Consider the following 24,787-nt stretch of genomic DNA (forward strand, 5'->3'; position numbering starts at 1 on the left):
CAACAGATCCTCAGCATCCAAGAACTTACGGTATCGTACAACAGCACCAAGGTCTTTTGCTTTGGATCGCCAACCACTGGGAAGAAAGCCCAAAAGTACTTCCCAATCCTCCATTTCTTCTGTAAAAACGAAACGCTCCATTGCCACCCCCTTTGGTGACAATGGTACCATAAACTTGGCAAAAAAGAAATCCTTAAGTTAGCGCTTATGGGGCGGCCCCCCACGCCCCGGTTAGATGGCAGTACTTGGAAACATGTATGGGTTTTTGCAGCCGCTGCTCGAAGGCGGCTACGAGAGCCCTATTCTTTGCCGTGGCCCCTTGGAAGAATACGGTGTTTCCAATGCTCCCTTCAATGGCCACCTTGGTGAGGTAGTTTTCCCTGATGGCATGGAGCACGGAGGCAAGCACTTCATCAACAGTATATCCTTCAGAGAGATAATGGTTCATGTCCCTTTCCATGAACACGGTGCACCGGTCGCTCACAATGGGGGACTTTTGACCTTCGGTTCTCGAGGAATACTCCGCCAACGGACATCCCAGGGTCCGGGCCTGCTCCTCGATAAAGCTCCCCGTTCCGGCGGCGCACACGTTATTCATGATGGAGAACGTGACCCTGCCGTCTTTTAAGGTGGTAAATTTCGAGTCCTGCCCGCCGATCTCGATGATGGTGTCCACGTCCGGATCGATCTCGCAGGCGGCTCTGGCGTGAGCCGTGATCTCGTCAACCACGATATCCGCGCCGATAATCTTCCCCGCGAATTTCCTCCCGGACCCGGTTGTTGCGGCTCCCATCATCCGCAAGCCGATGTTCCGTTTTTCAGCCATGTCATCCATGGATGAAAACAATCTCTGGACGGCGGCGACCGGTCTCCCGGCGGTGGCGGTGTAGAAGCCGGCGAGCACCCGGCGATCGGGATTGAGGAGAACGGCCTTGGTGCTCGTGGATCCGACATCCACGCCCAGGATCACTTCATAGTCGGATGCGGGGGTGAGGGTTTCATAGATATCCACTTCCACGGGGCAGGAAACGCCCGTATCGACGGCGGCGTATTCGTATTTCTCGAGGCCTCCGAACTCCGGATATTGGGAAAGAGTCAGTTCGAGCCGGTCGTGGAAATACTTTTTGGGGACGGTTTCAGGGCCCAGCAGATCGTCCGCCGTCTTAAACGGCGCAACGTTCTCTCCGACCCCTTCGTCAACCAGGAGAAATGCCGCGCCGATGGCCCCATAAACGCCGGTTTCATCTACGATGATCTCTTTTCCGGAAATGGATGCGATATGCCGAACCACCGCCCGATTTCCGGACACGCCGCCGGTAAAAAGCACGGGGTTAAACGGTTCCCTGTCCAGAGCAAGCATATCCACGATGTTCTTGGCAAGACCGTAGCACAACCCGTCGCAGATCTGTTCGAGGGTGTATCCTTCCTGTTGAGCGTGCACCAGATCGGTTTTCGCAAAGACGGCGCACCTCGATGCGATTTTGGGTATGCTCTCTCTGTTGCTGAACGCTTTCTCGCTCAGCGCTTCCGTGCTTTCCAGATTCAACCGCCGCGCCTGTTGATCGAGAAAACTGCCGGTCCCCGCCGCACATGAGGTGTTGGTCCGGAAACTGCGGTAGCGGCCATTCTCGTCGAAACCGATCAAACCGTAGGCAGAGCCCCCGACGATCAGAATGGCGCCGATCTTTTTATGAAAGCGACTTGCAGCTTCGATCACGGCGATCCGGTTGTCATATCTCCGGTCCGCTTTGAGAATCGACGGGGTTGACGATGTGGCGGCGACACCGGAAATCCGCTCCGGATCAAAATCGTTCATCATCCTGGTCAGCGTTTCCGGGATATCGCCATGATGAAATTGATAGGCGGTCTTGCCGATTTCCTTTTCAGAAGTGACTTCAGCCATCGATATGGCAACGGACCCGATATCGATTCCTATAAAAGCGGGGCGATCATTCCTTCGTGTCCGGGTCGTGATCGAAGAGATATCCCACCGATCGGAGGCTTTTAAAATAGACGGGCCTTTTGGGGTCGCGTTCAAAATATTTCCTGAATCTGACAATGAAATTGTCTACTGTCCTCGTTGTGGTGCCTCGAGGGTACCCCCAGCCGATTTCCAGGAGTTTTCTTCTCGAAAGGGGTTTACCTCGGTTGGCAATAAAAAGCCTCAAAAGCCTGGCTTCCTGCTCGGTCAGGCTGATCGGCCCGGACGGACCGTCGGCCTTCAGGGTCTGAAAATCGATCCTGTTTCCGCCGAACTCATAGATCCGGGGCAGTGAGGAAACGTTTTTTGCGTCTGATCCGGACCCTCCCCGGGTCCAGGTCTGCCGCGTCAAAAGCCGCTCCACCCGGAGCAAAAACTCATCCAGATTAAAAGGCTTGGCAAGATAATCGTCCACGCCGTACGAGAACCCCTTTATCCGGTCATCGGGCTCTCCTCTGGCCGACAGTATCAGAATCGGAAGACGTTCGTCCTCGAGACGGATATTTCGAAGGACCGACAGCCCGTCAATCCCCGGGAGCATGATGTCCAGCACGATCAAGTCCGGCCGCCATTCTTTCCACTTTTGCAGGGCCGAGTTCCCATCCGCGGCGATCGTCACATCATACCCTTTAAGCGTCAGGTTCAGTTTCAGACCCTCCGCCAGGTGCGCTTCATCTTCCACCACCAGGATTCGTGTCTCGGCGGAATCACCCATAGAAGCCCTCATCCCGGTCAAGCCCCGGGAGCTTTCAGGGGCAGAATCAGGGAAAAAACGGAACCCTTTCCACTCCCTCTCGATTCGGCGGTCATTCTTCCTTTATGCAACCGGGCGATGTTTTCAACCAGATGCAGGCCGAGGCCGGTACCCTTAGCCGACATATCGTCCGAGCGGCCGATCTGATAAAATTTTCTGAAGACCTTCCGGAATTCCGACTTCGGAAGTCCGATGCCGTTGTCTTCAAAACGGATATGCAATCGCCTCCCCCCAGGTTCAAAGGTGATGTCCAGCCGGGGAATTTCGGATTCATTATACTTGATCGCATTGGTGAACAGATTCATCAGCAGAATCTCGAACAGGGCGGGATTGACGGGGTACTGGAAGGATCGTCCCGAAGGATTGTGGATGTGTATTTCAGACCCATCGAAGAGATGACGGTTCTTTTCATAAAACCGCCCGACCTCCTGAACGAGGTCCTCCCTCACGAACTCTCCGCCATAGGTCTTGCTCTCGACTCTTGCGAGGTCCAAGATGCGGTTGATATGGTGGGTCAGCCGGTCGGCGTCCTGAACCATGTACCCGATATACCTGAGTTGCTCTTCCCGGGTCAGCTCATATTTCCGAAACGTCTCCAGATACAGTTTCAACGACGTGACGGGGGTTTTCAGTTCGTGTGTAAAATTGCTGATAAAGTTACGCTGGAGGCGGTAGAGCTGGAATGTCTTTTGATTATAAACAAAGATGGTGAACAGGCCCATCAGGATGATCCCCACAAGGATGGAGAGCACCAGTATCACTACCCAGGTTTGCGAAGCCAGAACCTGATCGGGATCGAGCTTGCCTCTCTCGATCACGCTCTTCAACCCCGTACTGACCTCCACATACCAGTAGATGTACAATATGAGGGACAGGGCCACGGCCGCGATGGAAAAGATGAATATAAGAATCGGGTGAAGAAACCACTTCAATTGACTCATCGCCGCCAACTCCGGTGTCACCCTGAATGGTGGTTTTCGCTGCGTTAGTGAGACATAGGGTCCGTCCCTTTTATTCATGATTCTATTCCCGAAGGGGCGTGAATTCAACCGTTAGCATTCTGAAGATACGTGGGGCTCTGGGAACCCTTCCCGGGGAAGGATTCCTCAAATACCCCGTGATCGGATCGTACCAGTGACGAAACACGGGTTCGCGCCGTTTTTCGGGAAGGACGGTGACTCAGGGAAGAGTCAATGGATAGGATCCGGCAAGACAGGCGATGAGGTATTCACCGCCTGTCGCAGGATGGAATTCAAGCTCAAGGTGTTCCAATTCCCCGTGATGAAGGTGCGCGTTTACCCCTCACTGATGCCCAGGCTGTTCGTCCCTACGGTACGGAATTTCCGGTTCAACCCAACGGCATAGGAGGATTTGGCCGGTTGCTCCTCATGCCCGTAAACCTTATTGAATGGACGATAGGATGTTTTCGGCACTCTCAGGTCTCCAACGATCCGGCATCGCAAGTACTCTTTGATGCTAAAGAAAACGACCAATAACGACATGAACCGGGCAGAGAGATTCATCCTGCCGAATTGTGAACGATAGGATTTCTTGATTTCCTTTAACAGCGTTTCACTCCGCCGGTTTTCAGCAAAAATGGTCGAAGCGCCGAGAAAATATCGCATCATTTTAAGGCGCTTTTGGAAATTCTTCGAACGTCTTCGAATGCGTTCATCCGCATGGTCACTGCAATATAAGTAGCCCCCCAAAGACGTTTTTATGGCTCGTAACATGGAAGCGCCGTTTCTTTTGTAATCCGTTTTAAAAGCGGTACGCAGAAAAGCCTCCGATTCATCTCTTGAAAAATGATCGTGATGAAACCAAATTTTCCCCTGACCGTGTTGGGATTCATAGGGGATATCTTTGATTACTTTTCCCTGTTTTTCATAATCATTGTATAGTTTTGTTCCCGGGATCGGTCCCAAGGGCGAGAATTGCAGATAATCCGGATTCAACGCGGTCACAAAGTCCACATCTTCCCAGATCGTATTTTTATCGTGGTCCTCATTAAACAGGATCAACGATGCCAAAACGCTGATGCCCCTTTTCCTTAATTGCATAAAAAGAGTCTGAAAATCGGTATTTTTGTTCTTGGCATAGACCTCTTTTTTCGATTCAACGCCGATCCAGACAAAGGTAATCCCCATACGCACGAGAATATCCAGGTCACCGATCCCTTTCAGGGTTTCGGCGGAACTGAAGATGGCAAAAGTAAAGTAACGATCGTTCTTTTCCATCAGTTCCAGCAATTCCAGCGCACGATCTTTCATTTTCAAAAAGTTTTCATCCAACACCCCGAAATCCGTGATACCTTTTTCGTCTTCGTAGCGGCAGCAGACATCAAAGATCTCCTGACCGGTTTTTAAGTATGGAATATAATTACCAAAGAAGTGCGAGGTGGCGCAAAAACGGCACTTATTCACACACCCGAGGCCCGTTATAAGAATGCCGGAGTCGGACGGCCAGGGCGCCCCCATGACCTGCCTGTTGAAAGAGCTGTATTCGAGAGGATGCCTGATGGGTTTATCGACGTTTTCCCCCAAAAGTTTTCTCAGGAAATAGACGCCCTCACCTTTGCATATCACATCATGATCGATCATCCCTTCGATATTCGGGATATTTACCCCGTGGCCTCCCAGAATGATTTTTGATGTCGGCGACAATTTACGAATGGCTCGCGCCATCGCCTTGGCTTTCTTGAAATTGGGTATGATAAAGCTGATTCCAATGTAATCATATCCGTTTCTCAATTCCTGTTTAAAGCGTTTAAAGGTCGGAAAATCCAGTACTGTGGTGGGCGTATCTATATTTTCTTTCAAGAAATAGAGCCCCTGGCTTCCATGATTGAATCTGTAGGAGAATATGCCCTGTTCTCTGGTGACCTGATTGTGAAAGAGCTCCATCTTATTTTCTTTTTCGCCGTATTCATCATCAACCCCATACGGCCCGAATACGGAAGTAAGTAATAATTTCATCGGTCTCCCTTAGTGAGAATGTTGTTTGATGTTGAGATTGTGTTTTTCTCTTGAACTTAAATGACGCAGTATACAGCAAAACGAAGAAAGGCTTTGTAAAACAAATGTCAAAGTTATCTTTTGAAGTTGTCGTGCGCGTGCGGTTATCTTCCCACGGTTACCTCGATACCCCCCGAAATTCGGCAGGACAAACAGCCTCGAAACGACCGGCTCATATCCGGATTCTCGCGCCATGGGACGGGGTCGAATCCGCCATCGACGCTTCTTTCGAATACCGTCGTTTTGGTGAAGAAGCGGATTCGGAAATGCGCCGTTTTTTTTCACTTGAAAACATGCCATAATGGCCGGGTTCGGACCGTTTTATTCGAAGACGGTCTCAACCCATCCATCTACGGCAACGAAAGCGAGGAGCGTGGAACATGACCAAACCGCTGGAAGGGGTTCGGGTGCTCGATCTCACACAGTTCGAATCCGGCCCGAGTTGCACATTGTTGTTAGGATACCTCGGTGCGGAAGTGATCAAGGTCGAAAGGCCGGGAGTCGGAGAACCGGCGCGAACCCAGTTTCTGGAGAACCTCGATGAGGGAGACTGCTGGTACTTCCTGATGTTGAACTCGAACAAGAAGAGCATCACGCTGAATCTGAAGAGCGACGAGGGGAAAACCCTGTTCAAAAAACTGGTCGCCCTGGCCGACGTGGTCGTCGAGAATTTCAGGCCGGGAACCATGGACCGGCTGGGTCTGGGACGGGAGATGCTCCAGGAGATCAATCCGCGCCTCATCTATGCGTCCATCAGCGGGTATGGTCTTTCAGGCAAGTACCGGGACTACCCCGCGTTTGACATCATTGCCCAGGCCATGGGCGGAGCCGTGTCCTGCACCGGGTATCCCGACCGGCCGCCGGTGCGGTGCGGTCCGTCCATCGGAGACGTGGTGGGCGGACTCAATCTTACCATCGGCGCCCTTGCGGCCCTATTCCATCGACAAACAACCGGCAAGGGCGAGTTGGTCGAGGTTTCGCTCCAGGAGTCCATCCTGAACCTGCTGCGCTCGGCCTATCAGGGGCACTACCACACGGGGAAACCCATACCGCGCATTGGAAGCCGGTATGTGGGCAACTGCCCGTGGGACACCTACCCCACCAGCGACGGGTATGTGGTTATCGGGGCCCTCACGCCGGACCAGTGGGCGAATCTCTGCGAGGTCATCGGCAGAAGCGACATGGCCCACGCGCCGGGTTTCGAGCGAAGCGCGGACCGCTACTGGAAACACAGGGACGAGGTGGACGGCATGATCGCGAACTGGACGGCAGACAAACCAAAGAAGAACGTCATGGAAAGCCTCGTGGCGCGCGGAGTCCCTTGCGGCATGGTCATGGACAGCGCGGAACTCCTAGAGGATCCTCACCTCCTCGAACGAGAGATGATTGTGGAAATTACGCATCCCCAACGGGGAACGTTCAAGCAATTGGCCTCTCCAGTCCGGATCGGAGACGCGAAACTCGAGGTCACGCCCGCTCCCCTGCTGGGACAGCATAACGAAGAGATCTACTCCCAGCTTTTGGGGTACACGTTGGAGCAGTTGTCCGAGTTGATCGCCAAGAAGATCGTCTAGTGCTGAGTTGCAGAAAATCATTCTATTCTACTGAGGGAAACTTTGAAAAGTTTCCCTCAGGCTCCCTTCAAGCAGTGAAGATTTCTCAGACATAAGATCCGCTGCCGAATTCGGACTAAACGAGGATTTCCCGGGATGCATCATGGACCAACTCCGGAAGACAGCGCCGTGGAGAGTGTACTAGTCAATTGGCGTCACACGGTTGCAAACATATTCCTGCCCGTCAGCGCCATTGTCTACCTGCCGGCAATCGTTCTCCTGGTCACAGGACAGGGCCCACCGCTCGGAGGGCTGGTGCGAGTCGCAGTGGCCGGGTGCTACCTTACGCTCCTATCTTTTGCTCTCTGGCGCCGGATCGAATTCCGGGCGCGAGCGTGGGTAATCCTGGCCTGCGGGTATGCGCTGGCGATACTAATGGGTGTCTCCATTCCCCATGGTTCCTTCGCGCGCGCGTTGCCGATTGCGTTGCCGATCTTCACAATCGTACTGCTCGGTTCGCGGGAGGGTTGGGCCGCCACGGCGTTCAGCGCCGCGGCCCTCTTCTTCGTCCCATTTTTCCACACCGGCCAGGTGCTGCCTGCAGTGCTCAACGCCTCAACGGGACCTCCGATTCCATCGCGCCTCGCCTGGACACAGGCGGCTGCGATGTTGGCATTGCTGTTCGCCCCTGTGATCCTGTTGAACCGCTTCCTCCAGTTCCTGATGCAGTCATTGGGGAGGCTGGAACGAGAGACTCGCGAGCGGGCCGCGGCATACCGTAAACTCGAATATGAGATGCAGGAGAGGCGGCGTTTGGAGCATGAGGTGATCCGGGTCGGGGATGAGGAGCGACGGCGACTGGGAAACGACATTCACGATGGCGTTTGCCAGAAGCTGACCGGAGCGCTTCTTCGCTGCGAAGCGCTGAAGCGGCGACTGGGGCTGGGTGAAAATCTGGCGGTGGGAGAACTCAGCATGCTCTCGTCGCTGATCGAGGAATCCATCGACGAGGCCCACACGGTAGCTCAGGGGCTGGGGCCGCTGGATTCGGACCCCGCGGCGCTTGCCACGGCCCTGGGACTACTCATCAAGCGGACCGGGGAAGCGTCCGGCATATCTTGCCGGTTCGAAACCACGGGTAATGTGAATGTCCCCGAATCCTCGACCGCCCAGCATCTTTACCGCATCGCTCAGGAAGCCGTGAGCAACGCGGCACGGCATGCACATGCCGGTCGGATCGCCGTGACGTTGCGGGGAGGCGAGGATGTCCTGCTTCTGGAGGTGGAAGATGACGGAGACGGTGTGCCCGACGGGACGTCGGCGGTCGGTATGGGCTTCCGAACAATGGCCTATCGGGCGAGCCTGTTGGATGGTGAGCTCACTGTAAGTCCCGCGCCTGCGGGAGGAACCCGCGTGTCCTGCCAAGTACCGCGCGGCAACCTCGCCAGGCTGGAAAAACAGAGGGAGGTCAGCAAAGAGGCGAGCCATGGATAACGACCGGGAGAACAGCTCGAAGCCCCTCCGAGTCCTGATTGTAGATGACCACCCGGCGGTTCGCCAGGGTCTGGGGTTGCTGCTGGGGACGGAGGGAATCACTGTTTGCGCGGAAGCGGGCGGGTGCGCCGAGGCTCTGGCGCGCGTGGACGAGCATCAACCGGATGTGGTGCTTGTGGATCTTTCGCTGGGTGATGAGGACGGCTTCGCCCTTCTCGAAGATCTGCGTGAGCGCGCTCTGCCTTCTCTGGTCTACTCGATGCACGAAGACGGACGGCGCATCGTGAGCGCCTTCTCCGCCGGTGCTCTCGGATATGTCACGAAGCGGGAGGTTCATGGGGTGCTCGCCTTGGCCATTCGAGAGGTGGCCGCGGGCCGCAGGTTCGTCAGCCCCAGGGCGGCTGTCGCTTTGGCCCAACAGGCCATATCCGGGCAAACGGACGAGGTCTACGGGGAGTTGAGCCGTCAGGAGAAAAAGGTCTACCGTCTCTTGGGTCAAGGCGAGACTACCAAGCAGATCGCCGCGGCCATGGACATCAGCACCCGTACAGTTGAATCCTACTGCGCCCGTATTCTGGTAAAGCTGGGCCTGGAAGGGATGAGCGAACTCCGGCGCCACGCCATTAGTTATTTCCATAAGCACACCTTCTGATTCCACACTACTTCCGTGCGGGGGAATTCACTTACAAGAGCGTAAGGGTTTCCCCTTGCACCCATGTAAGCAGATCCCGTTGCATACAAGCCTGCTCCTCCCTGCTATGGTTCATCCAGAGAGGGTATTCCGATCCATTCTCGGTAGGCCCGGCGGTTTGCCCCTCCCAGGCCATTTCAGCCTCTTGGCGGGGGTAAAAGCATCGTTGGTTTTTGTCTGGCTTAATTTGAAAAGGAGGGCGAGGGCATGAAGAAGTTAGTGTTGTTTCTGATTGGTGTTCTACTGTTAGCGCCGGCTGCTGCAATGGGAGCCGCTTGCACCGTCGACCTGATCGCCGGTGGAGGCAACGAAGAAAGCGCACAAGTCGTGGGTACTGTCACGACTTATTCAAACGACGGAGGTCTCACGTGGACTGTGACGTACCAGACCACAGGAGCCTGGCAGATCACGGAAGTGCATTTGGACGTCGCCTGCAATTCGAATGATGTGCCTCAAAAAAACGGAAACCCAATACCGGGCAAGTTCGATCATAAGGCCTATCCGCCCGCCGGCGCCGCCACGTTCTCTTTCCCGGGCGTCCAACCGCTGAATGCGGCCGGTGAAGTTTGCCAAGCCCCCTGCGCGGTGTTCGCCGCGCACGCAGTGGTGCTGGACACATCCGACTGTGTGGACGACGTTTGCCGGAAGGAAACCGCTTGGGCGGAAGGTATCGCTTTCTCAGGAAAAAACTGGGCGACCTATTTCACGTGTTGCTGTGAAACCGAAGTTTGTGGCGATGGCTTGGACAACGACTGCGATGGACTGACGGATTGCAGTGATTCGGATTGCGCAAATGATCCTACCTGCACGGCATCGTGTAGTGTGGTACCAGACCCGGCCCTTTACCCCAACGGAACCTGTGTCAGTCATGTACAACAAATGGATCCTTATTGCTGTACGACTGATTGGGACTCCATATGTGCAGACGAATATTGCGGCTGTGACCCAACCGGGCCTACCTGTACGGGATCCTGCACTGTGGCACCGGATCCTACTCTTTACCCCAACGGAACCTGTGTCAGTCAGGTACAGCAAATGGATTCTTATTGCTGTACGACTGATTGGGACTCCCAATGTGCAGACGAATATTGCGGCTGCGACCCAACCGGACCTGCGTGCGGCGGTACAACCTCCGAAGTCTGTAACGATGGCTTTGACAACGACGGCGATGGACTAGCGGATTGCAGTGATTCAGATTGCGCAAACGATCCCGGCTGCGGCGACCCCAACTCTTGTGTCGGTCACTGCGGCGGCATGGCGCCGGGAGGTTGTTATTGTGATGATAAATGTTTGAGCTTAGGAGATTGCTGTTCGGACGCTTGCTCCGAATGTGGATACTGTCCGGCGCCATAAGTTTTGAAGGGCAATTCTTACGGAACGGGACGATATCTTCATATTCTAAGAGAAGTTCCGAATCCACAAGCCATGATGGTTGATAGAAAAGCCGGATCCTTCACGGACCCGGCTTTTCTATTGCGCGGCATGCAAAGAACCGGATCGCTGAGATCATCTATTAGAAGGTCGGAACCAACTGCTCAAAAGACACTCCGTAAGCACACGCGGGGGTTCATCGAAGTATTCGGAAGGAAAAGGGATCAGGTAAGACCTTGAAGTGAGTGGTGGGCGATGCGAGATTCGAACTCACGACCTTTGGTTCCGGAGACCAACGCTCTATCCAACTGAGCTAATCGCCCACGCGTTCTCCTTGTAGCGGAAGCGTCGTATAAAGTCAACCATTCAGCATGCCTTTCCGCAGAGGGTCGATCAAAGTTTTCCCTCGCCGATCCCTGACCCCGCCGGAAGCCACGCCCCGGCGCCATACCCACTTGAAATCCACGAGCTCCCAGTGTAGGTTACTCCTCACCGTTCAGCAGTTAATAAAGCAATGACCTGAGCATGTTCGCGGCTTGTCCTGTGCCTCGCGCACGGCGCGTGGCGCCCGCCTAAAGGTTTTGGGTGGGAGGTCCGGAGGGAACCTTTTTCCAAAAAGGTTCCCTCCGGCTCGATAAAAGATTCAGGTTCCTACATATGTCCACTCGAGCGATCCAGTTTCTGGGTAAACAAGGCGTCCCTTACGGGGTCGTGAAATACGAGCATATCGAGAAGGGGGCGGAATTCGCTTCGCAGGCCATCGGGTTGCCTTTGGAGCAGACCATCAAGACGCTGGTGGTGGATGTGTCCCCCGAGGGTCCGGTTTTTCTGCTCATGCCGGGGCACGTGCAGGCGGATATGAAAGCCCTCGCCAAGGCGCTGAAAGCCAAACGAGCCGCCCTGGCGGATACCAAAACAGCGGAACGCCTCACGGGCTACCTCGTGGGAGGCATCAGTCCTTTCGGCAGCAAGAAGAGGCTGCCCGTGTACATGGAAGCGTCATTACTGGATCATCGAGAAGTGGCGATCAACGGCGGACAGCGGGGAACCCTGCTGATCATGTCGCCCCGGGACATTCTGAAAGCGGCCTCCGCGCGCACGATTACCGTATCTCAATGACCAAGCGGGTGTGTCACCATTCGTCCTCCTCCGCCAATGCCGGCCTCGATCCTGGATTCTTTGGATTCATTGAATTTTTCAGGATTCCGGATCTCACTGCGTTCGTCCGGAATGACGTTTCTGAATTGTCGCACAGTCTTAAGAGACAGAGAGATACCTTGCTGCCGCTTCCGCGGAAGCAGTTTTTGGGGACATAGCGAACACGCACCATGCGGATGAGAATCCCTGGTCTTTACCATCGAGGTGGATATTCTAAAGGAACACTTGATAAATGAATCGGAACCAGAAGCCGTATATGAGGAACTTCTGAAGGAATATGGAACGAAGGTCCGGTACGAAGCGCACGAGGAGCGGAATTTCATCGGCGAAAATGACTTGGATACCATCCAAAAAACATTGATCGATGCCTATCTGAAAAGCGCCCTTCCCTATTTGTCCAAACCGGACTTTGCCCGCAGACTGGTCCTGAAAAAGCTGCACGAGGTTCGGGATCCCATGCACAAGTTTCGCAAGGAGAGCACGCACAACCCATTGTATTCTACTTGAATGGATGCGGGGGGCTTCCTTCTCTCTGTGGGAACGGTAACGGAAAGTCCAAAACGTATCGATAACAGGGAATGAAGGCGGGATCGCTGAGGGATGGCTCAGGAGCTTCCCCCAAGAGGCGATTGACCCGCAAGCGCCTTCCGCAGGAGCCTGCCCTGATCTTGTCGAGGGGTGGCGCCCGGACTGAGAAGTTTTGAAAGAGGGGCGCGGGGGGAACCCCGCCCGGGGGCGGGATTTCAAAGGTTTTCCCCCCGTGACTGATCATCACCAACCCTACAGTCGTCAGAGCCGTTCTTCGTGGCGTCACCGTCCTCGACCGGGGCTTCGAGGGGCGGCGCTGCTTCCTCTTCCGGTTCCCCGCGGAACCAGCGGACAATGCCTCCGATGAGCACCACCGCGCTGATGAGAATGATCAGATTGGACGCAAAAAAGGTAAGTACGAAATACTGCGGGGATGTGAGGGCGTAGGCGGCCAGGAGCAGATCGATGCCGAAAATCAGAAAGATCACTGAAAGCGCGGATTGAATCAGACAGGACCAGGTCCGGAATCCCCTAAACCGGAGATGCATATCCGCACATCCGATCCAGCCGGTCTTTCATCTCGTTCAGCCGACGTTCGAGAATCCGGTTGTACGTTTCGAGCACTTCCGGGCCGCCGCGCGGCACGACAATCGGATCTTCGTACAGGACCACCGCCTTGCCGAAAGGCCTCGGCAACATGGTCGCATCCCATGTTTTTTTGAACGTAATGGGATTACGGGTCGACCACAGCACCGGCATGACGGGCACTCCGGTGAGCTGCGCCAGAAGCACCATGCCCGGTTTTGACTTGAACGCGGGACCCCTGGGACCGTCCAGCACGGTCGAGCAGTACAGCCCCCCGTTTTTCAGGTGTCGCACCATCTTCCGCAGGGCTTCCCCACCCCCCCGGCTGCTGGACCCGCGTGCGGGTATGGTGCCCGTTCGCTCGGCGAAACGGGTGATATACTCGCCGTCCCGGCTCTGGCTGAACATCACCATGGCGTGGATATACCCCAGGTGATACAGGAAAAAAATGGCTCCCCTGTGCCAGGTGGCAAAGATGAACCGTTCTTTTCGGGATAGGATGCGCTGGAAGTTGCCGGGCTTGAGAATATCCACGCGAACGGTGGAAAACCAGGCTTTCACCAGAGGAGTTCCGACGTAAGAAATCAGATCGAGCTTCAGGTTTTCGAGTGAATCCCCCATAACCGACAAACACGCCTCGGGGCCTGATGCGTCGGCTGGCGCCGGAAGAATACGGCGGTTTGGTCGGGGCGAGAGGATTTGAACCTCCGACCTCGTGCTCCCAAGGCACGCGCGCTAACCAGACTGCGCCACGCCCCGCATGCGAAACGAAAGGGAGAGTTCTCGACTCCGCCCCGGGTTTCTCGTTGTCCGTACGTATTCCTGGGTCTTCTTGACGCCGTTGCATCAGGCGGTAGATGATCTTGCGTTCTCAGCTATCACAGGGCCGAACGCATTTCAAGGTGTTTTAAGCATGTCAGGCCGACACAAACAGCGGACCGGCGGTTCAACGACCAGGCGAAGGTTCTTACAACTCGAGGACGGCCTTTTGGACATCGAGCAGACGCCGGATACCCGTTTCGGCCGCGTTCAGCAGATCCTTCAATTGTCCGTGATCGAAAGGCGCTCCCTCGGCGGCGCCCTGAATCTCGACGAACCGCCCCGCGGACGTCATCACCAGGTTCAAGTCCACCTGGGCCTTCCGGTCTTCGTCGTAATCCAGATCCAGGAGGATTTCTCCGCCCACGATGCCGGCGCTCACAGCGGCCACGCTCTCCCGAATGGGCGATGCGTCCAGCCGCCCTTGCCCTCGGATGGTCTCGAAGGCCTGATATAGCGCCACGAACGCTCCCGTGACGGCGGCGGTTCGAGTGCCTCCGTCCGCCTGCAGCACGTCGCAATCGATCTGAACGGTCATCGGTCCCATAGCCTCTAGATCCACCGCCGCACGCAGCGAACGGCCGATCATGCGTTGAATTTCGTGGGTCCTGCCTTTGATGCGTCCTTTGGCGGCTTCACGATCGACCCTTTCCCGCGTGGACCTGGGCAATAGGGAATATTCGGCGGTCACCCATCCTGCGCCGGCCGCTTCGCGAAAACCGGGAACTTCATCCTTTACGGAAGCGGCGCACAGCACCTGGGTGTCTCCCATGCGGATCAGGGCGGAACCCTCCGCGTATTTCAGCACGGCTTTTTCGATCCGAACCGGTCTGACTTCAAGAGGACCTCTTCCTCCGGATCTCATCGTTTTTCTCCTTTCCCACCTCTGCAATCCGCTCCGCTTCACCGGTCTTACGGAAGTACAGCCTTGAATAGTTGGCGACCCGTCCGATCGTAAGTTTCCTTCCTTGGCTTGACTTGTACCATTCCCCTAATTATTTTGGCAATATAGTCGGGGTAAGAATCTTGACAAATCTATGAAGGTTGCGCTATTCGCCACTATCTATTGCATGATGCCATGCGAGAGTGGCGGAACTGGTAGACGCACTGGATTTAGGATCCAGCGGTTCGCACCGTAGGGGTTCGAGTCCCCTCTCTCGCACCAGAATTTATTATTCGAGGAAGCGCATGAAAGTATCTGTTGAAGAGGTGAATCAGGTCAAGAAGCGGGTTAGCGTAGCCATTCCCAGAGAGCAAGTCGCCAAGGAGTTGACCGAATATTTTATTGATGTTCGAAAGCGTGCGAACATCAAGGGGTTCCGCCCCGGTAAAGCGCCCATGGGAATGATCGAGCGGATGTATCGGGACGCGGCTACAGCCGACGTGTCGTCCAAACTGATCGGAGAGAGCTATCCCAAAGCTGTAGAGGAACAAAACCTTAAACCGCTGGGAACACCGACTCTGGAAAAAGGAACCCTGGCGAAGGATCAGGACTTCTCCTACACGGCCACCGTAGAAGTCAAACCGGAATTCAAAGTGGACGGCTATTTCGGTCTGGAATTGGAGAAGGAAGAAATCCAGGTGACGGACGACCAGGTCGAAGACTATCTGCGTCGAGTACAGGAGGCGCATTCCCGCCTCGAACCTGTCGCGGATCGGGCCTTGCGCGAGGGCGACGTCGCCATTGTGGACTATGAACGGTTCATCGACGAACAGCCGGTTGAAGAGAGCAAACACGAGAACGTTCATATCGAATTGGGCAAGAACCGGTTTCCGGAGCTTGAAAAGGGGTTGGTCGGCCATTCCAAGGACGATCAAAAGGACGTGGTGATCACCTATCCGGAAGATCACGAACTCAAGTCCGTGGCCGGGAAAACGGTCAAGTATTCCCTGAAGGTGGTCGATATCAAAGAAAAAGTGCTTCCCGAGTTGGACGACGACTTCGCCAAGGAGTTGGATGCGGAAGCGGATACCGTCGAGGAACTCCGGAAAAAAATCCGCGAGGACTTGACCCAAAGGGAAAACCAGCGTGTCCAGACCGTTCTCAACAGTCAGATCATCAAACGGCTTATAGAGACCCACTCTTTTGAAGTTCCGGAGGTCTTGGTCGAGTATGAGCTGAGTTCGCTCGTCGAGAACTTTCAGCGCCGGCTGGTTCAGCAAGGCATTACGCTGGAGGCGGCGGGGATTGATCTCGATGAATGGAGAAAATCCAACGTTTCGGTCGCTGAGGAACGAGTTCGGGCTTCTCTTCTGTTGAATGCCGTGGGTTCCAAAGAGGGGATCGAGGTATCGGACGAGGAGTTGGACGAGGGCTATCGGAAAGTAGCGAAACAGATGGGGCAGGACAAAGAGTTCATCAAGGGTGTGTATCAAAAAAACAATATGGTGGACACGTTCAAGGATCAACTGCTCGAAGAAAAGATTTTGAAAGCCATCTGTGATCATGCTACTTTCATTTCAAAGCCGCCGGAACCGACGGATAGTGAAAAGGAAGGAACAATAGACTGATATGCTGGTACCTATTGTAGTCGAGCAAAGCAGCCGAGGTGAACGGGCGTATGACATCTACTCGCGACTGCTCAAAGACAGGATCATTTTCCTGGGGCAGCCCGTGGACGACATGATGGCGAATCTGGTCATCGCGCAGATGTTGTTTCTGGAATCGGAAGACCCGGAGAAGGACATCCATCTGTATGTACATTCCCCCGGGGGGTCGGTGACGGCCGGATTGGCCATTTACGACACCATGCAATATATCAAACCGGCGGTTTCCACGATTTGCATGGGGCAGGCCTCCAGCATGGGCGCGTTATTGCTGGCCGCCGGCGCCAAAGGAAAGCGTCACGCCCTGCCCCACTCGAGTATCATGATCCACCAGCCCATGGGCGGGTTTCAGGGACAGGCGACGGACGTTGAAATTCAGGCGAGAGAGATTCTACGCCTGCGCGAATCGCTGAATCAGATCCTGGCCAAGCACACGTGCCAGCCCATAGAGCGCATTCGAGAGGATACGGAACGGGATTTCTTTATGGATGGAAAGCAGGCCAAGGAATACGGCATCATCGACGACGTGATCGTGAGCCGGGTTCCCGGCGTGTGCGCCTGATTCCTTGTTGGGTTCCATTGGCGTCCCGACGAGCCATCGCAATGATTAATCTTTCAGACGCCTCTAACGGTCTATCTGGTTAAAGGCACATTAGCCAAAGGGAGACAACACTTATGGCTAAAAAAGACAATGGTAAAGGCGCGGATCTGCTATGCTCGTTCTGTGGTAAGAGTCAGGAAGAGGTAAAGAAGCTCATCGCCGGACCTTCCGTGTACATTTGTGACGAATGTATCGAACTCTGCAACGAGATTATTGCGGAAGAATACGAAAAAGAAGAAGCTGGAAAAGAGGGCGCGGGTATTCCCAAGCCCTCCGCGATCAAATCGATTATCGACGAATACGTGATCGATCAGGATCGCGCCAAGAAAATATTGGCCGTAGCGGTGCACAACCACTACAAACGCATTGAAAGCGGAGTCGACCTGGACGGAGTCGAGCTGCAGAAGAGCAACATACTGTTGATCGGCCCTACCGGGTGTGGAAAGACATTGCTGGCTCAGACTCTGGCCAAGATACTGAACGTACCCTTCACCATCGCGGACGCCACCTCGTTGACGGAAGCCGGATATGTGGGTGAGGACGTCGAAAACATCATTCTCAGCCTGCTCCAGAATGCCGAATACGACATTGAAAAGGCGCAGAAGGGGATCGTGTACATCGACGAGATCGATAAGATCGCCCGAAAGTCGGACAACCCATCCATTACACGGGATGTGTCCGGAGAGGGAGTTCAGCAGGCCCTGCTCAAGATCATCGAAGGCACCATGGCCAGTGTCCCGCCCAAGGGCGGGCGCAAGCATCCGCAGCAGGAATTTGTAAAGGTCGACACGACCAACATCCTCTTCATTTGCGGCGGCGCCTTCAACGGTCTGGATAAGCTCATCCAGTCCCGTATCGGCGCCAAGAGCATCGGATTCGGAGCGGACCTGATCACTCAAAAGGAGCGACCCCTGGGAGAAATCCTCGAGCAGACTCAGCCGGAGGATCTCCTGAAGTATGGGCTCATCCCCGAGTTCATAGGACGGTTGCCGGTGATTGCCACGCTCGGTCCCTTGAGCGAGCAGGCGCTGGTGCAGATCCTCACGGACCCCAGGAACGCGCTGACCAAACAGTATCAGAAACTGTTCGAGATGGAGGACGTTCTGCTTCGGTTTACCGACTCGTCTTTGAAGGCGATTGCCAAAGAAGCGCTGAAACGGGAATCCGGAGCTCGAGGACTTCGGGCCATTATGGAAAACGCCATGCTCAATATCATGTATGAGCTGCCCTCCATGGAGGGCGTTCGGGAATGCGTGATCAACGAAGATGTCATCCTGCGCGGAGCCAAACCGATTCTCATGTATGAAAGCCGGGCCGAATCCGCTTAAGACGGACCCGGCCCCCAAGATCCTCCGGCGCGTTTTGTCCAATCAGCCTATGGGATGACCTCCTGGAAACGGAGGTCATCCCATGGAAGACCAGTCGGCCCGGAAAGCGGGCCTCTGTGATCTCGAAAGAACGTACTTGCCCCTTCCCGAACGGATTGGCGTTTTCCATTCGAAGCTCCGCACTAGTAGAAAAAGCGGACCTTTCACAGCACGGCCCGAGCTCTCAAAGTCATAGATATCCCAGTTTTCCAAAGCAGCAACCCTTGCCAAAAAGGAAGCGCGAGTATTGACTTCAATTCCGACGTCCTTAACTTTTTTTTGAAAGTTGGAAAGAGTTTATCGTGCTTAGCAAAAACCATCCAGAAAAAGAGGGAAGATATGTTTTCCAATCCCTTAAGAAACATATTGGGGTCTAAATTGAATCTACCACTGCTGCCATTAAGAGATATCGTGATATTCCCGCATATGGTGGCGCCTCTCTTCGTTGGAAGAGACAAATCCATCCAGGCGCTTGAACATGCCATGGCGGGAGACAAGAGTATTTTTCTGTCGAGCCAGACGGACCCGTCCGTGGACAATCCCAAGGAAAAAGATATTTTTGCCGTGGGCACCATAGGCACCATCCTGCAACTGTTGAAACTTCCGGACGGAACCGTAAAGGTCCTCGTGGAAGGAAGACATCGGGGCCTCATCAAGGATTATTTGCCCAATGACAAATTCTATCTTGTCGAAGTCGAACGGGTCGCCGAATCGAAAGGTGAAGACGCCGAGATGGAGGCGCTTACGCGGAGTATTCGGGAAACCTTCGAGGAGTACGTCAAGCTCAACAAGAAGCTACCCGGAGAGATTTTACAGGCCGTGCGCGGCATCGCGGACGCTTCCCAGCTGGCGGACACCATTTCCGGCCATTTGAGCCTAAAGCTCCCCAACAAACAAAAATTGCTGGAACTGGCCGATGTGGTCAAACGCATGGAGAAGCTCTACGAATACATGAGATCCGAGATTGAAATCCTCGAGATCGACCATCGCATCAAGTCTCGCGTCAAAAAGCAGATGGAAAAGACGCAGAAAGAATACTATCTGAACGAGCAGATGCGCGCCATCCAGAAAGAGATGGGGGAGAAGGACGATTTCAAGAGCGAAATCCAGGACCTCGAACGTCGTCTCAAACAGAAGCGCATGCCCAAGGAAGCCAAGGACAAGATAAGGCACGAAATCAAGAAGCTGAAAATGATGTCCCCCATGTCCGCCGAAGCAACGGTGTCCAGGAATTACGTAGACTGGCTGTTGTCGCTTCCCTGGTATGAAAAGACCACGGATAAGCTGGATGTCGAAGTCGCCCAGAATATACTGGACGAGGATCATTACGGTCTCGAGAAACCCAAAGAGCGCATTCTGGAATATCTGGCCGTGCAGACCCTGGTGAAAAAGATACGCGGACCCATTCTGTGTCTGGTGGGTCCTCCGGGTGTCGGCAAGACGTCCATCGCGCGTTCGGTCGCCCGGGCCACCGGCCGGAACTTCATCCGCCTTTCATTGGGCGGCGTGCGGGACGAGGCGGAGATCCGCGGGCACCGCAGAACCTACATCGGTGCGTTGCCCGGCAAGATCATCCAGAGCCTCAAGAAGGTCAAGAGCAACAACCCGGTGTTCTGTCTGGACGAAGTGGACAAGATGAGCATGGACTTCAGGGGCGATCCTTCCGCGGCCTTGCTCGAGGTGTTGGATCCGGAGCAGAACTTCGCATTCAATGACCACTACCTGGATGTGGACTACGATCTGTCCGAAGTCATGTTCATCACCACGGCGAACACGTTGTATTCCATCCCCATGCCTCTGCAGGACCGGATGGAAATCATCCGTCTCCCGGGGTATACGGAGTACGAAAAGCTGAACATTGCCAAGGGGTTTCTGGTAAAGAAGCAGTCGGAAGCCAACGGACTTACGGCGGAGAACATCGAGTTTTCGGACAACGCCATTCTGGAAATCATTCGCCGCTACAGCCGCGAGGCCGGCGTTCGAAATCTGGAACGCGAAATCGCGTCGGTGTGCCGTAAATGCGCCAAAGAGGTCGTTGCCAAAGGCCCGGACACCCACATCAAGGTGTCGGCGAGCAGCCTCGAAAAATACCTGGGCATTCCTAAGTTCCATTACGGAAGAGCGGAAGAGAAGGACGAGGTGGGCGTTTCCACGGGTCTCGCCTGGACCGAAGTGGGCGGCGATATCCTGCAGACCGAGACGATCATTCTTCCAGGCAAGGGCAAGTTGACGACTACGGGTAAGCTGGGAGACGTGATGCAGGAGTCCGCGCAGGCGGCCATGAGCTACGTGCGATCGAGGGCCCGGTACCTGGATCTGCCGCGTGATTTCTATCAGAAAATCGACATTCACGTGCACGTTCCGGAAGGCGCCATTCCCAAGGACGGTCCGTCGGCGGGCATCGCCCTGGCCAGCTCGATGGTTTCCGCTCTGACTCGGATCCCGCTCCGATCGGATACGGCCATGACCGGAGAAATCACGCTGAGGGGCCGCGTGCTGCCCATCGGCGGTCTGAAAGAGAAACTGCTGGCCGCGCACAGGGCCGGGATTAAGATCGTCCTGATTCCGGAGGACAACCGGAAGGATCTCAAGGAGATCCCCGCCAAGATCCTCAAAGCCCTCGACGTCCGACCGGTGAAACACATGGACGAGGTGCTGAAGAACGCGCTGGTGCTCGAGGATCCGGACTCGCTCTTCATCGAGCCGCGGGATACCTTGCCTCCGTATATGGTTCCGAGCGGAGAGGAGAATCCGGACGTGTCCAAAGCCCATTGAGACCAAAACCCGCCTTCCCGGATCGCCTTTTGGGTTGAAAGGATGCATGAAATCCGGTATAAAAGGCGCTCCCTGAACGAATACACAGGGGGCGGGTAGCTCAGTGGGAGAGCATCGGCCTTACAAGCCGAGGGTCGCAGGTTCAACCCCTGTCCCGCCTACCAATAAAATCGAGGGCTTACGAGAAATCGTAGGCCCTTTTTGTTTGCTGTTGTGAATTTCCCCAACAGTATCCCCAACACAGCGGGGAGATTTACCTCCCAAATCGACCTTTCGCGCCCTCGAAAAACATCCCCATCTTGATCCCAACCCAAACGCTTCGATGACGGATTCCCGTCATGGAAGCGTGACTGTATTCCGTCCCTTGAATTGTCCGCCATATCGCGCTAAACTCGCCTAATTTCCCGCACATCCTGCTTCCTTCCACAACGGAGGCTCCGCTCCATGCAGAAGCTGTTTTTTATCATAATCTGCATTCTGGCCTTGTCTTGTGCTGGAAAACCCGCCGTTATTGAACAAAGCTCACAACTTGACCACCCAAGTGATTGGACGGAGCCAATTACTGGTATGAAATTCGTTTGGGTTCCTGGAGGCTGTTACGAGATGGGCTGCGGGGATTGGACAGGCGGCTGTGAAGAAGATGAAAAGCCCGTACATGAAGTCTGTGTGGGCGGCTTCTGGATTGGCAAATACGAAGTTACTCAAGGGCAATGGAAGCGGATCATGGGGAGCAGTCCATCGCACTCAGGGAAGGGTGAGTACGATCCGCTTGTGCAAGTCTCTTGGAACACTGGAGACACCGATTCGTTTCCCACGAAAGGCGACTACTATCCGAAAATACAAATTTCTTGGAACGAGAACGAGGAATACGATCCATCGTATTTCGAGAAGGGTGACGAATATCCGGTTGTGCAAGTCTCGTGGAACGATGCCAAGACATTCATCGCGACGCTAAATACGAGATTTCCGGATAGGTACTACCGCCTTCCCACGGAAGCCGAATGGGAGTATGCCTGCAGAAGCGGAGGCAAGCCGGAGAAATACTCCGGTGGGCACGATGTAGACCAGGCCGCATGGTACTCGTCCAACAGCGACAGCGCCACTCATGCCGTTGGCTCAAAGGCTCCAAATGGTCTTGGAATCTATGACATGAGCGGGAATGTTTGGGAGTGGTGCGCGGACATCTACGATGAGAATGCCTATTCGAAGCACCGCCGAGAAAACCCGATAGTAAATAGTGGGAGGGGCGACCACGTGGGTCGTGGAGGCTGCTGGAGGTGGGAAGCCACCATGGTTCGCTGTTCGTATCGCGGATGGCTCGTTCCTGGCTATTCGAACGGCCGCTTGGGCTTCCGTCTCGTGAAAGAGGATTAGATTCTATCTTTATGAAAAGTTCCCTTTGGGGGAACCTATTTGTTGACATTAGTTTGGGAACCAATTAGATTATGCATGTAATCTCGAGAAAGAAATTGGTCGAATTCTATGAACAATCGAGCCGCCAAGACGCCAAGGAGCCGTTGAAAGCGTGGTACAATGAAGCCTGTCACGCTCAATGGACTTCTCCGGCAGACGTTAAACATCGATATAGATCGGCCAGTATTATCGGGGGCAATAGGGTTGTATTTAACATTGCAGGCAATAAATACCGACTTATCGTGAGGATTAACTATCACTCAAAAACCGTCTTTTTACGGTTTATTGGAACCCACAAAGAGTACGACAACATCGATGCGGAGGTGATCTGAATGATTAGTCGCCTGATAAAGACTGAAGAAGACTACGAAAAGGCGTTATCACGCATCGAAGCTCTCATGGATGCTCAGCCGGACACGCCCGAGATCGACGAACTCGAATTACTGACCGCACTTGTGGAGATGTATGAGGATCAGCACTTTCCCATCGATCCGCCTGATCCCATCCAGGCGATCAAGTTCCGGATGGAACAACTGGAGCTGACGCAGAAACACATGATCCCATATATTGGCAACAAGAGTAAGGTATCCGAGGTCTTGAACGGCAAGCGCCCGCTTACACTGGCCATGATGAGGTCCCTCAATAAAAATCTAGGGATACCGGCCGAGGTGTTGCTAAACGAGCCGGATGCCTGTTTTCCGGAAGAAATGCAAGATCTGCAGTGGACTAAATTTCCGTTGGTTGAAATGTCTATCCGATGTTGGATACCAAAGGTGAAAAACCCAAAGGAGAATGCCGAAGAGTTGATACGCAACTTTATTGCGCGGGCCGGCGGAATGGGATCGGTTCCAGTAGCGCTTTTTCGTCAGGGCCACTACGTGCGCTGCAGCTCGAAAATGGATCCATATGCCCTGACGGCGTGGTGTATTCGTGTGTTGGCGCTCGCCCGAGAAAATCCCCTAAGAGGCAAATATGCCGCTGGTTCGATCAGACAGAGTGCGCAGCAGGAAATAGCCCGGCTGAGCTATTTTGAAAACGGCCCTTTATTGGCAAAAGAGTATTTGGGAAAACAGGGGATTCACCTAATTGTGGTTCGCCACCTGCCCAAGACCTATCTGGATGGGGCCGCTATGTTAATGCAGGATGGAACACCGGTAGTTGGTCTGACGCTTCGCCATGACAGAATTGATAATTTCTGGTTTTGTTTGTTACATGAGCTTGCACATGTTTCCAAACACCTGACCACATCAGATCGGATCATCATCGATGATTTAGACTTGAGGCCCCATGACGCCGACTCGGAGAATAAAATCGAAAAAGAAGCCGATGAAATGGCTCGGGAAGCCCTGGTGCCACAAAAAGTGTGGGAGAAGAACCCGATTGGAGGGAAAGCAACAACCACCAAGATCTATTCTTTGGCCGAACAGTTAAAAATCCATCCCGCAATCGTTGCGGGGAGGGTACGGTATGAACAAAACAACTATAGGTTACTGTCCAGATATGTTGGCAACGGCCAAGTTAGCAAGCACTTTGCAGAAAGCTGCTCCGATACTGCACCATAACCTTAACTTAGAATCCTGCCTCAGTTATTGGTGGCTCGGCGTCCTTTCTTCCGGAAACGCCATGGGGAATTCATCTATCTCTCATACGTGGACGGCTCCGGCTAAAATGTTAGCAAGTCGATTCGCTCACCATTAAAAAGAATATAGGAGCGATCTGCCAACTCCTTTCCGGTCATTTCATCCTTAATGTATATAACTATCTGATCTTCTGACAAATAAAACTGATACCGCGCTATGTCCCCTTTGTCCGAACCTTCTACAAAATTCCTGTCTGTAGCAAGGATGTCGAATGCGATGCCATTAACCTCAAGTTCGACAGTTGTTCTAAAAAGCTTTTGGCATATCAACGGGTTACAAGAGACAAAGGTGTTCTTGGCAGTACGCGTTCACAAGCTTATGGGTTGCAGAGTCGGGGGCGGTTTCACGCCCACGGCCTGAAAGACGCCGTGGGCGCAGCCTTGGCACTCGGTTCGCGGCAGGTATTCCCGGTCGTCCCATTGGAAATGAACGGCCTTGAACGCGTCCAGATCCGTGAGCACCTCGTCCCACGGCAATTGGAGTTTCTTGTCGCGCA

Annotated in this window: 21 protein-coding genes and 4 tRNA genes; 15 read left to right on the top strand and 10 right to left on the bottom strand. The window is 54.2% G+C overall.

The features are described 5' to 3' along the window. Window positions 1-205 precede the first annotated feature (205 nt). The 4 genes from HY788_19780 to HY788_19795 form a co-directional block, all read right to left on the bottom strand. Window positions 206-1,903: a hypothetical protein gene (locus tag HY788_19780; GenBank protein ID MBI4776385.1), complete on the bottom strand. Its 1,698-nt coding sequence runs from the start codon at window positions 1,901-1,903 to the stop codon at window positions 206-208. 46 nt (window positions 1,904-1,949) lie between these two features. Further along, on the bottom strand, window positions 1,950-2,696 hold the full coding sequence (locus tag HY788_19785; protein MBI4776386.1) for a response regulator transcription factor: 747 nt from the start codon (window positions 2,694-2,696) through the stop codon (window positions 1,950-1,952). Between the two features lie 17 nt (window positions 2,697-2,713). Continuing rightward, window positions 2,714-3,676, bottom strand: a complete 963-nt coding sequence (locus HY788_19790; protein MBI4776387.1) for a HAMP domain-containing histidine kinase — start codon at window positions 3,674-3,676, stop codon at window positions 2,714-2,716. Window positions 3,677-4,030: 354 nt separating this feature from the next. Next, window positions 4,031-5,710: a radical SAM protein gene (locus tag HY788_19795; GenBank protein ID MBI4776388.1), complete on the bottom strand. Its 1,680-nt coding sequence runs from the start codon at window positions 5,708-5,710 to the stop codon at window positions 4,031-4,033. Between the two features lie 50 nt (window positions 5,711-5,760). Between HY788_19795 and HY788_19800 the strand changes: the two genes are divergently transcribed. The 4 genes from HY788_19800 to HY788_19815 all read left to right on the top strand — a co-directional run bounded on the left by HY788_19800 (window position 5,761) and on the right by HY788_19815 (window position 9,448). Beyond that, window positions 5,761-6,051: a hypothetical protein gene (locus HY788_19800; protein ID MBI4776389.1), complete on the top strand. Its 291-nt coding sequence runs from the start codon at window positions 5,761-5,763 to the stop codon at window positions 6,049-6,051. A 78-nt stretch (window positions 6,052-6,129) separates the two neighbouring features. After that, window positions 6,130-7,323: a CoA transferase gene (locus tag HY788_19805; protein ID MBI4776390.1), complete on the top strand. Its 1,194-nt coding sequence runs from the start codon at window positions 6,130-6,132 to the stop codon at window positions 7,321-7,323. Window positions 7,324-7,458: 135 nt separating this feature from the next. Continuing rightward, window positions 7,459-8,796: a sensor histidine kinase gene (locus tag HY788_19810; protein ID MBI4776391.1), complete on the top strand. Its 1,338-nt coding sequence runs from the start codon at window positions 7,459-7,461 to the stop codon at window positions 8,794-8,796. Then, entirely contained in the window at window positions 8,789-9,448 is a 660-nt protein-coding gene (locus tag HY788_19815; protein ID MBI4776392.1) for a response regulator transcription factor, read from the top strand. Before HY788_19810 ends, HY788_19815 begins: the two co-directional genes overlap by 8 nt. Before the next feature lie 1,656 nt (window positions 9,449-11,104). Here the strand turns inward: HY788_19815 and HY788_19820 are convergent. Beyond that, a tRNA-Arg gene (locus HY788_19820) sits at window positions 11,105-11,181 on the bottom strand. Between the two features lie 334 nt (window positions 11,182-11,515). Here HY788_19820 and HY788_19825 point away from each other — a divergent pair. Next, window positions 11,516-11,977: a Cys-tRNA(Pro) deacylase gene (locus HY788_19825; protein MBI4776393.1), complete on the top strand. Its 462-nt coding sequence runs from the start codon at window positions 11,516-11,518 to the stop codon at window positions 11,975-11,977. A 264-nt stretch (window positions 11,978-12,241) separates the two neighbouring features. Continuing rightward, the gene (locus HY788_19830; protein MBI4776394.1) at window positions 12,242-12,523 is read left to right on the top strand and encodes a hypothetical protein; all 282 of its coding nucleotides are present in this window, start codon (window positions 12,242-12,244) and stop codon (window positions 12,521-12,523) included. Window positions 12,524-12,759: 236 nt separating this feature from the next. On the opposite strand, the gene HY788_19835 is transcribed toward HY788_19830, so the two are convergent. The 4 genes from HY788_19835 to rph form a co-directional block, all read right to left on the bottom strand. Continuing rightward, window positions 12,760-13,092, bottom strand: a complete 333-nt coding sequence (locus HY788_19835; GenBank protein ID MBI4776395.1) for a hypothetical protein — start codon at window positions 13,090-13,092, stop codon at window positions 12,760-12,762. Then, window positions 13,076-13,750, bottom strand: a complete 675-nt coding sequence (locus HY788_19840) for a lysophospholipid acyltransferase family protein (GenBank protein MBI4776396.1) — start codon at window positions 13,748-13,750, stop codon at window positions 13,076-13,078. Before HY788_19840 ends, HY788_19835 begins: the two co-directional genes overlap by 17 nt. 60 nt (window positions 13,751-13,810) lie before the next feature. Beyond that, window positions 13,811-13,888: transfer RNA gene (locus HY788_19845), tRNA-Pro, on the bottom strand. A 208-nt stretch (window positions 13,889-14,096) separates the two neighbouring features. Next, window positions 14,097-14,813, bottom strand: coding sequence for a ribonuclease PH (gene rph / locus HY788_19850; GenBank protein MBI4776397.1), 717 nt, complete (start codon window positions 14,811-14,813; stop codon window positions 14,097-14,099). Window positions 14,814-15,028: 215 nt separating this feature from the next. Here rph and HY788_19855 point away from each other — a divergent pair. From HY788_19855 to HY788_19895, 9 genes are all read left to right on the top strand, one after another. Further along, a tRNA-Leu gene (locus HY788_19855) sits at window positions 15,029-15,113 on the top strand. Window positions 15,114-15,136: 23 nt separating this feature from the next. Then, window positions 15,137-16,459: a trigger factor gene (gene tig, locus HY788_19860; protein ID MBI4776398.1), complete on the top strand. Its 1,323-nt coding sequence runs from the start codon at window positions 15,137-15,139 to the stop codon at window positions 16,457-16,459. 1 nt (window position 16,460) lies between these two features. Then, entirely contained in the window at window positions 16,461-17,057 is a 597-nt protein-coding gene (gene clpP / locus HY788_19865) for an ATP-dependent Clp endopeptidase proteolytic subunit ClpP (GenBank protein ID MBI4776399.1), read from the top strand. Window positions 17,058-17,170: 113 nt separating this feature from the next. Continuing rightward, the gene (gene clpX / locus HY788_19870) at window positions 17,171-18,424 is read left to right on the top strand and encodes an ATP-dependent Clp protease ATP-binding subunit ClpX (protein MBI4776400.1); all 1,254 of its coding nucleotides are present in this window, start codon (window positions 17,171-17,173) and stop codon (window positions 18,422-18,424) included. Window positions 18,425-18,802: 378 nt separating this feature from the next. Continuing rightward, window positions 18,803-21,238: an endopeptidase La gene (lon, locus tag HY788_19875; GenBank protein ID MBI4776401.1), complete on the top strand. Its 2,436-nt coding sequence runs from the start codon at window positions 18,803-18,805 to the stop codon at window positions 21,236-21,238. 89 nt (window positions 21,239-21,327) lie between these two features. Continuing rightward, a tRNA-Val gene (locus HY788_19880) sits at window positions 21,328-21,402 on the top strand. A 280-nt stretch (window positions 21,403-21,682) separates the two neighbouring features. After that, window positions 21,683-22,612: a formylglycine-generating enzyme family protein gene (locus tag HY788_19885; protein ID MBI4776402.1), complete on the top strand. Its 930-nt coding sequence runs from the start codon at window positions 21,683-21,685 to the stop codon at window positions 22,610-22,612. Between the two features lie 71 nt (window positions 22,613-22,683). Next, window positions 22,684-22,983, top strand: a complete 300-nt coding sequence (locus HY788_19890; protein ID MBI4776403.1) for a type II toxin-antitoxin system HigB family toxin — start codon at window positions 22,684-22,686, stop codon at window positions 22,981-22,983. After that, entirely contained in the window at window positions 22,984-24,213 is a 1,230-nt protein-coding gene (locus HY788_19895) for a transcriptional regulator (protein MBI4776404.1), read from the top strand. A gap of 386 nt (window positions 24,214-24,599) precedes the next feature. Here HY788_19895 and HY788_19900 read toward each other — a convergent pair. Then, window positions 24,600-24,787 (bottom strand): transposase (locus HY788_19900; GenBank protein MBI4776405.1); only part of this gene is annotated, 188 nt, incomplete at its 5' end.

It is taken from the genome of Deltaproteobacteria bacterium (genome assembly GCA_016208165.1).
Classification (GTDB): Bacteria; Desulfobacterota; Desulfarculia; order JACQYL01; family JACQYL01; genus JACQYL01.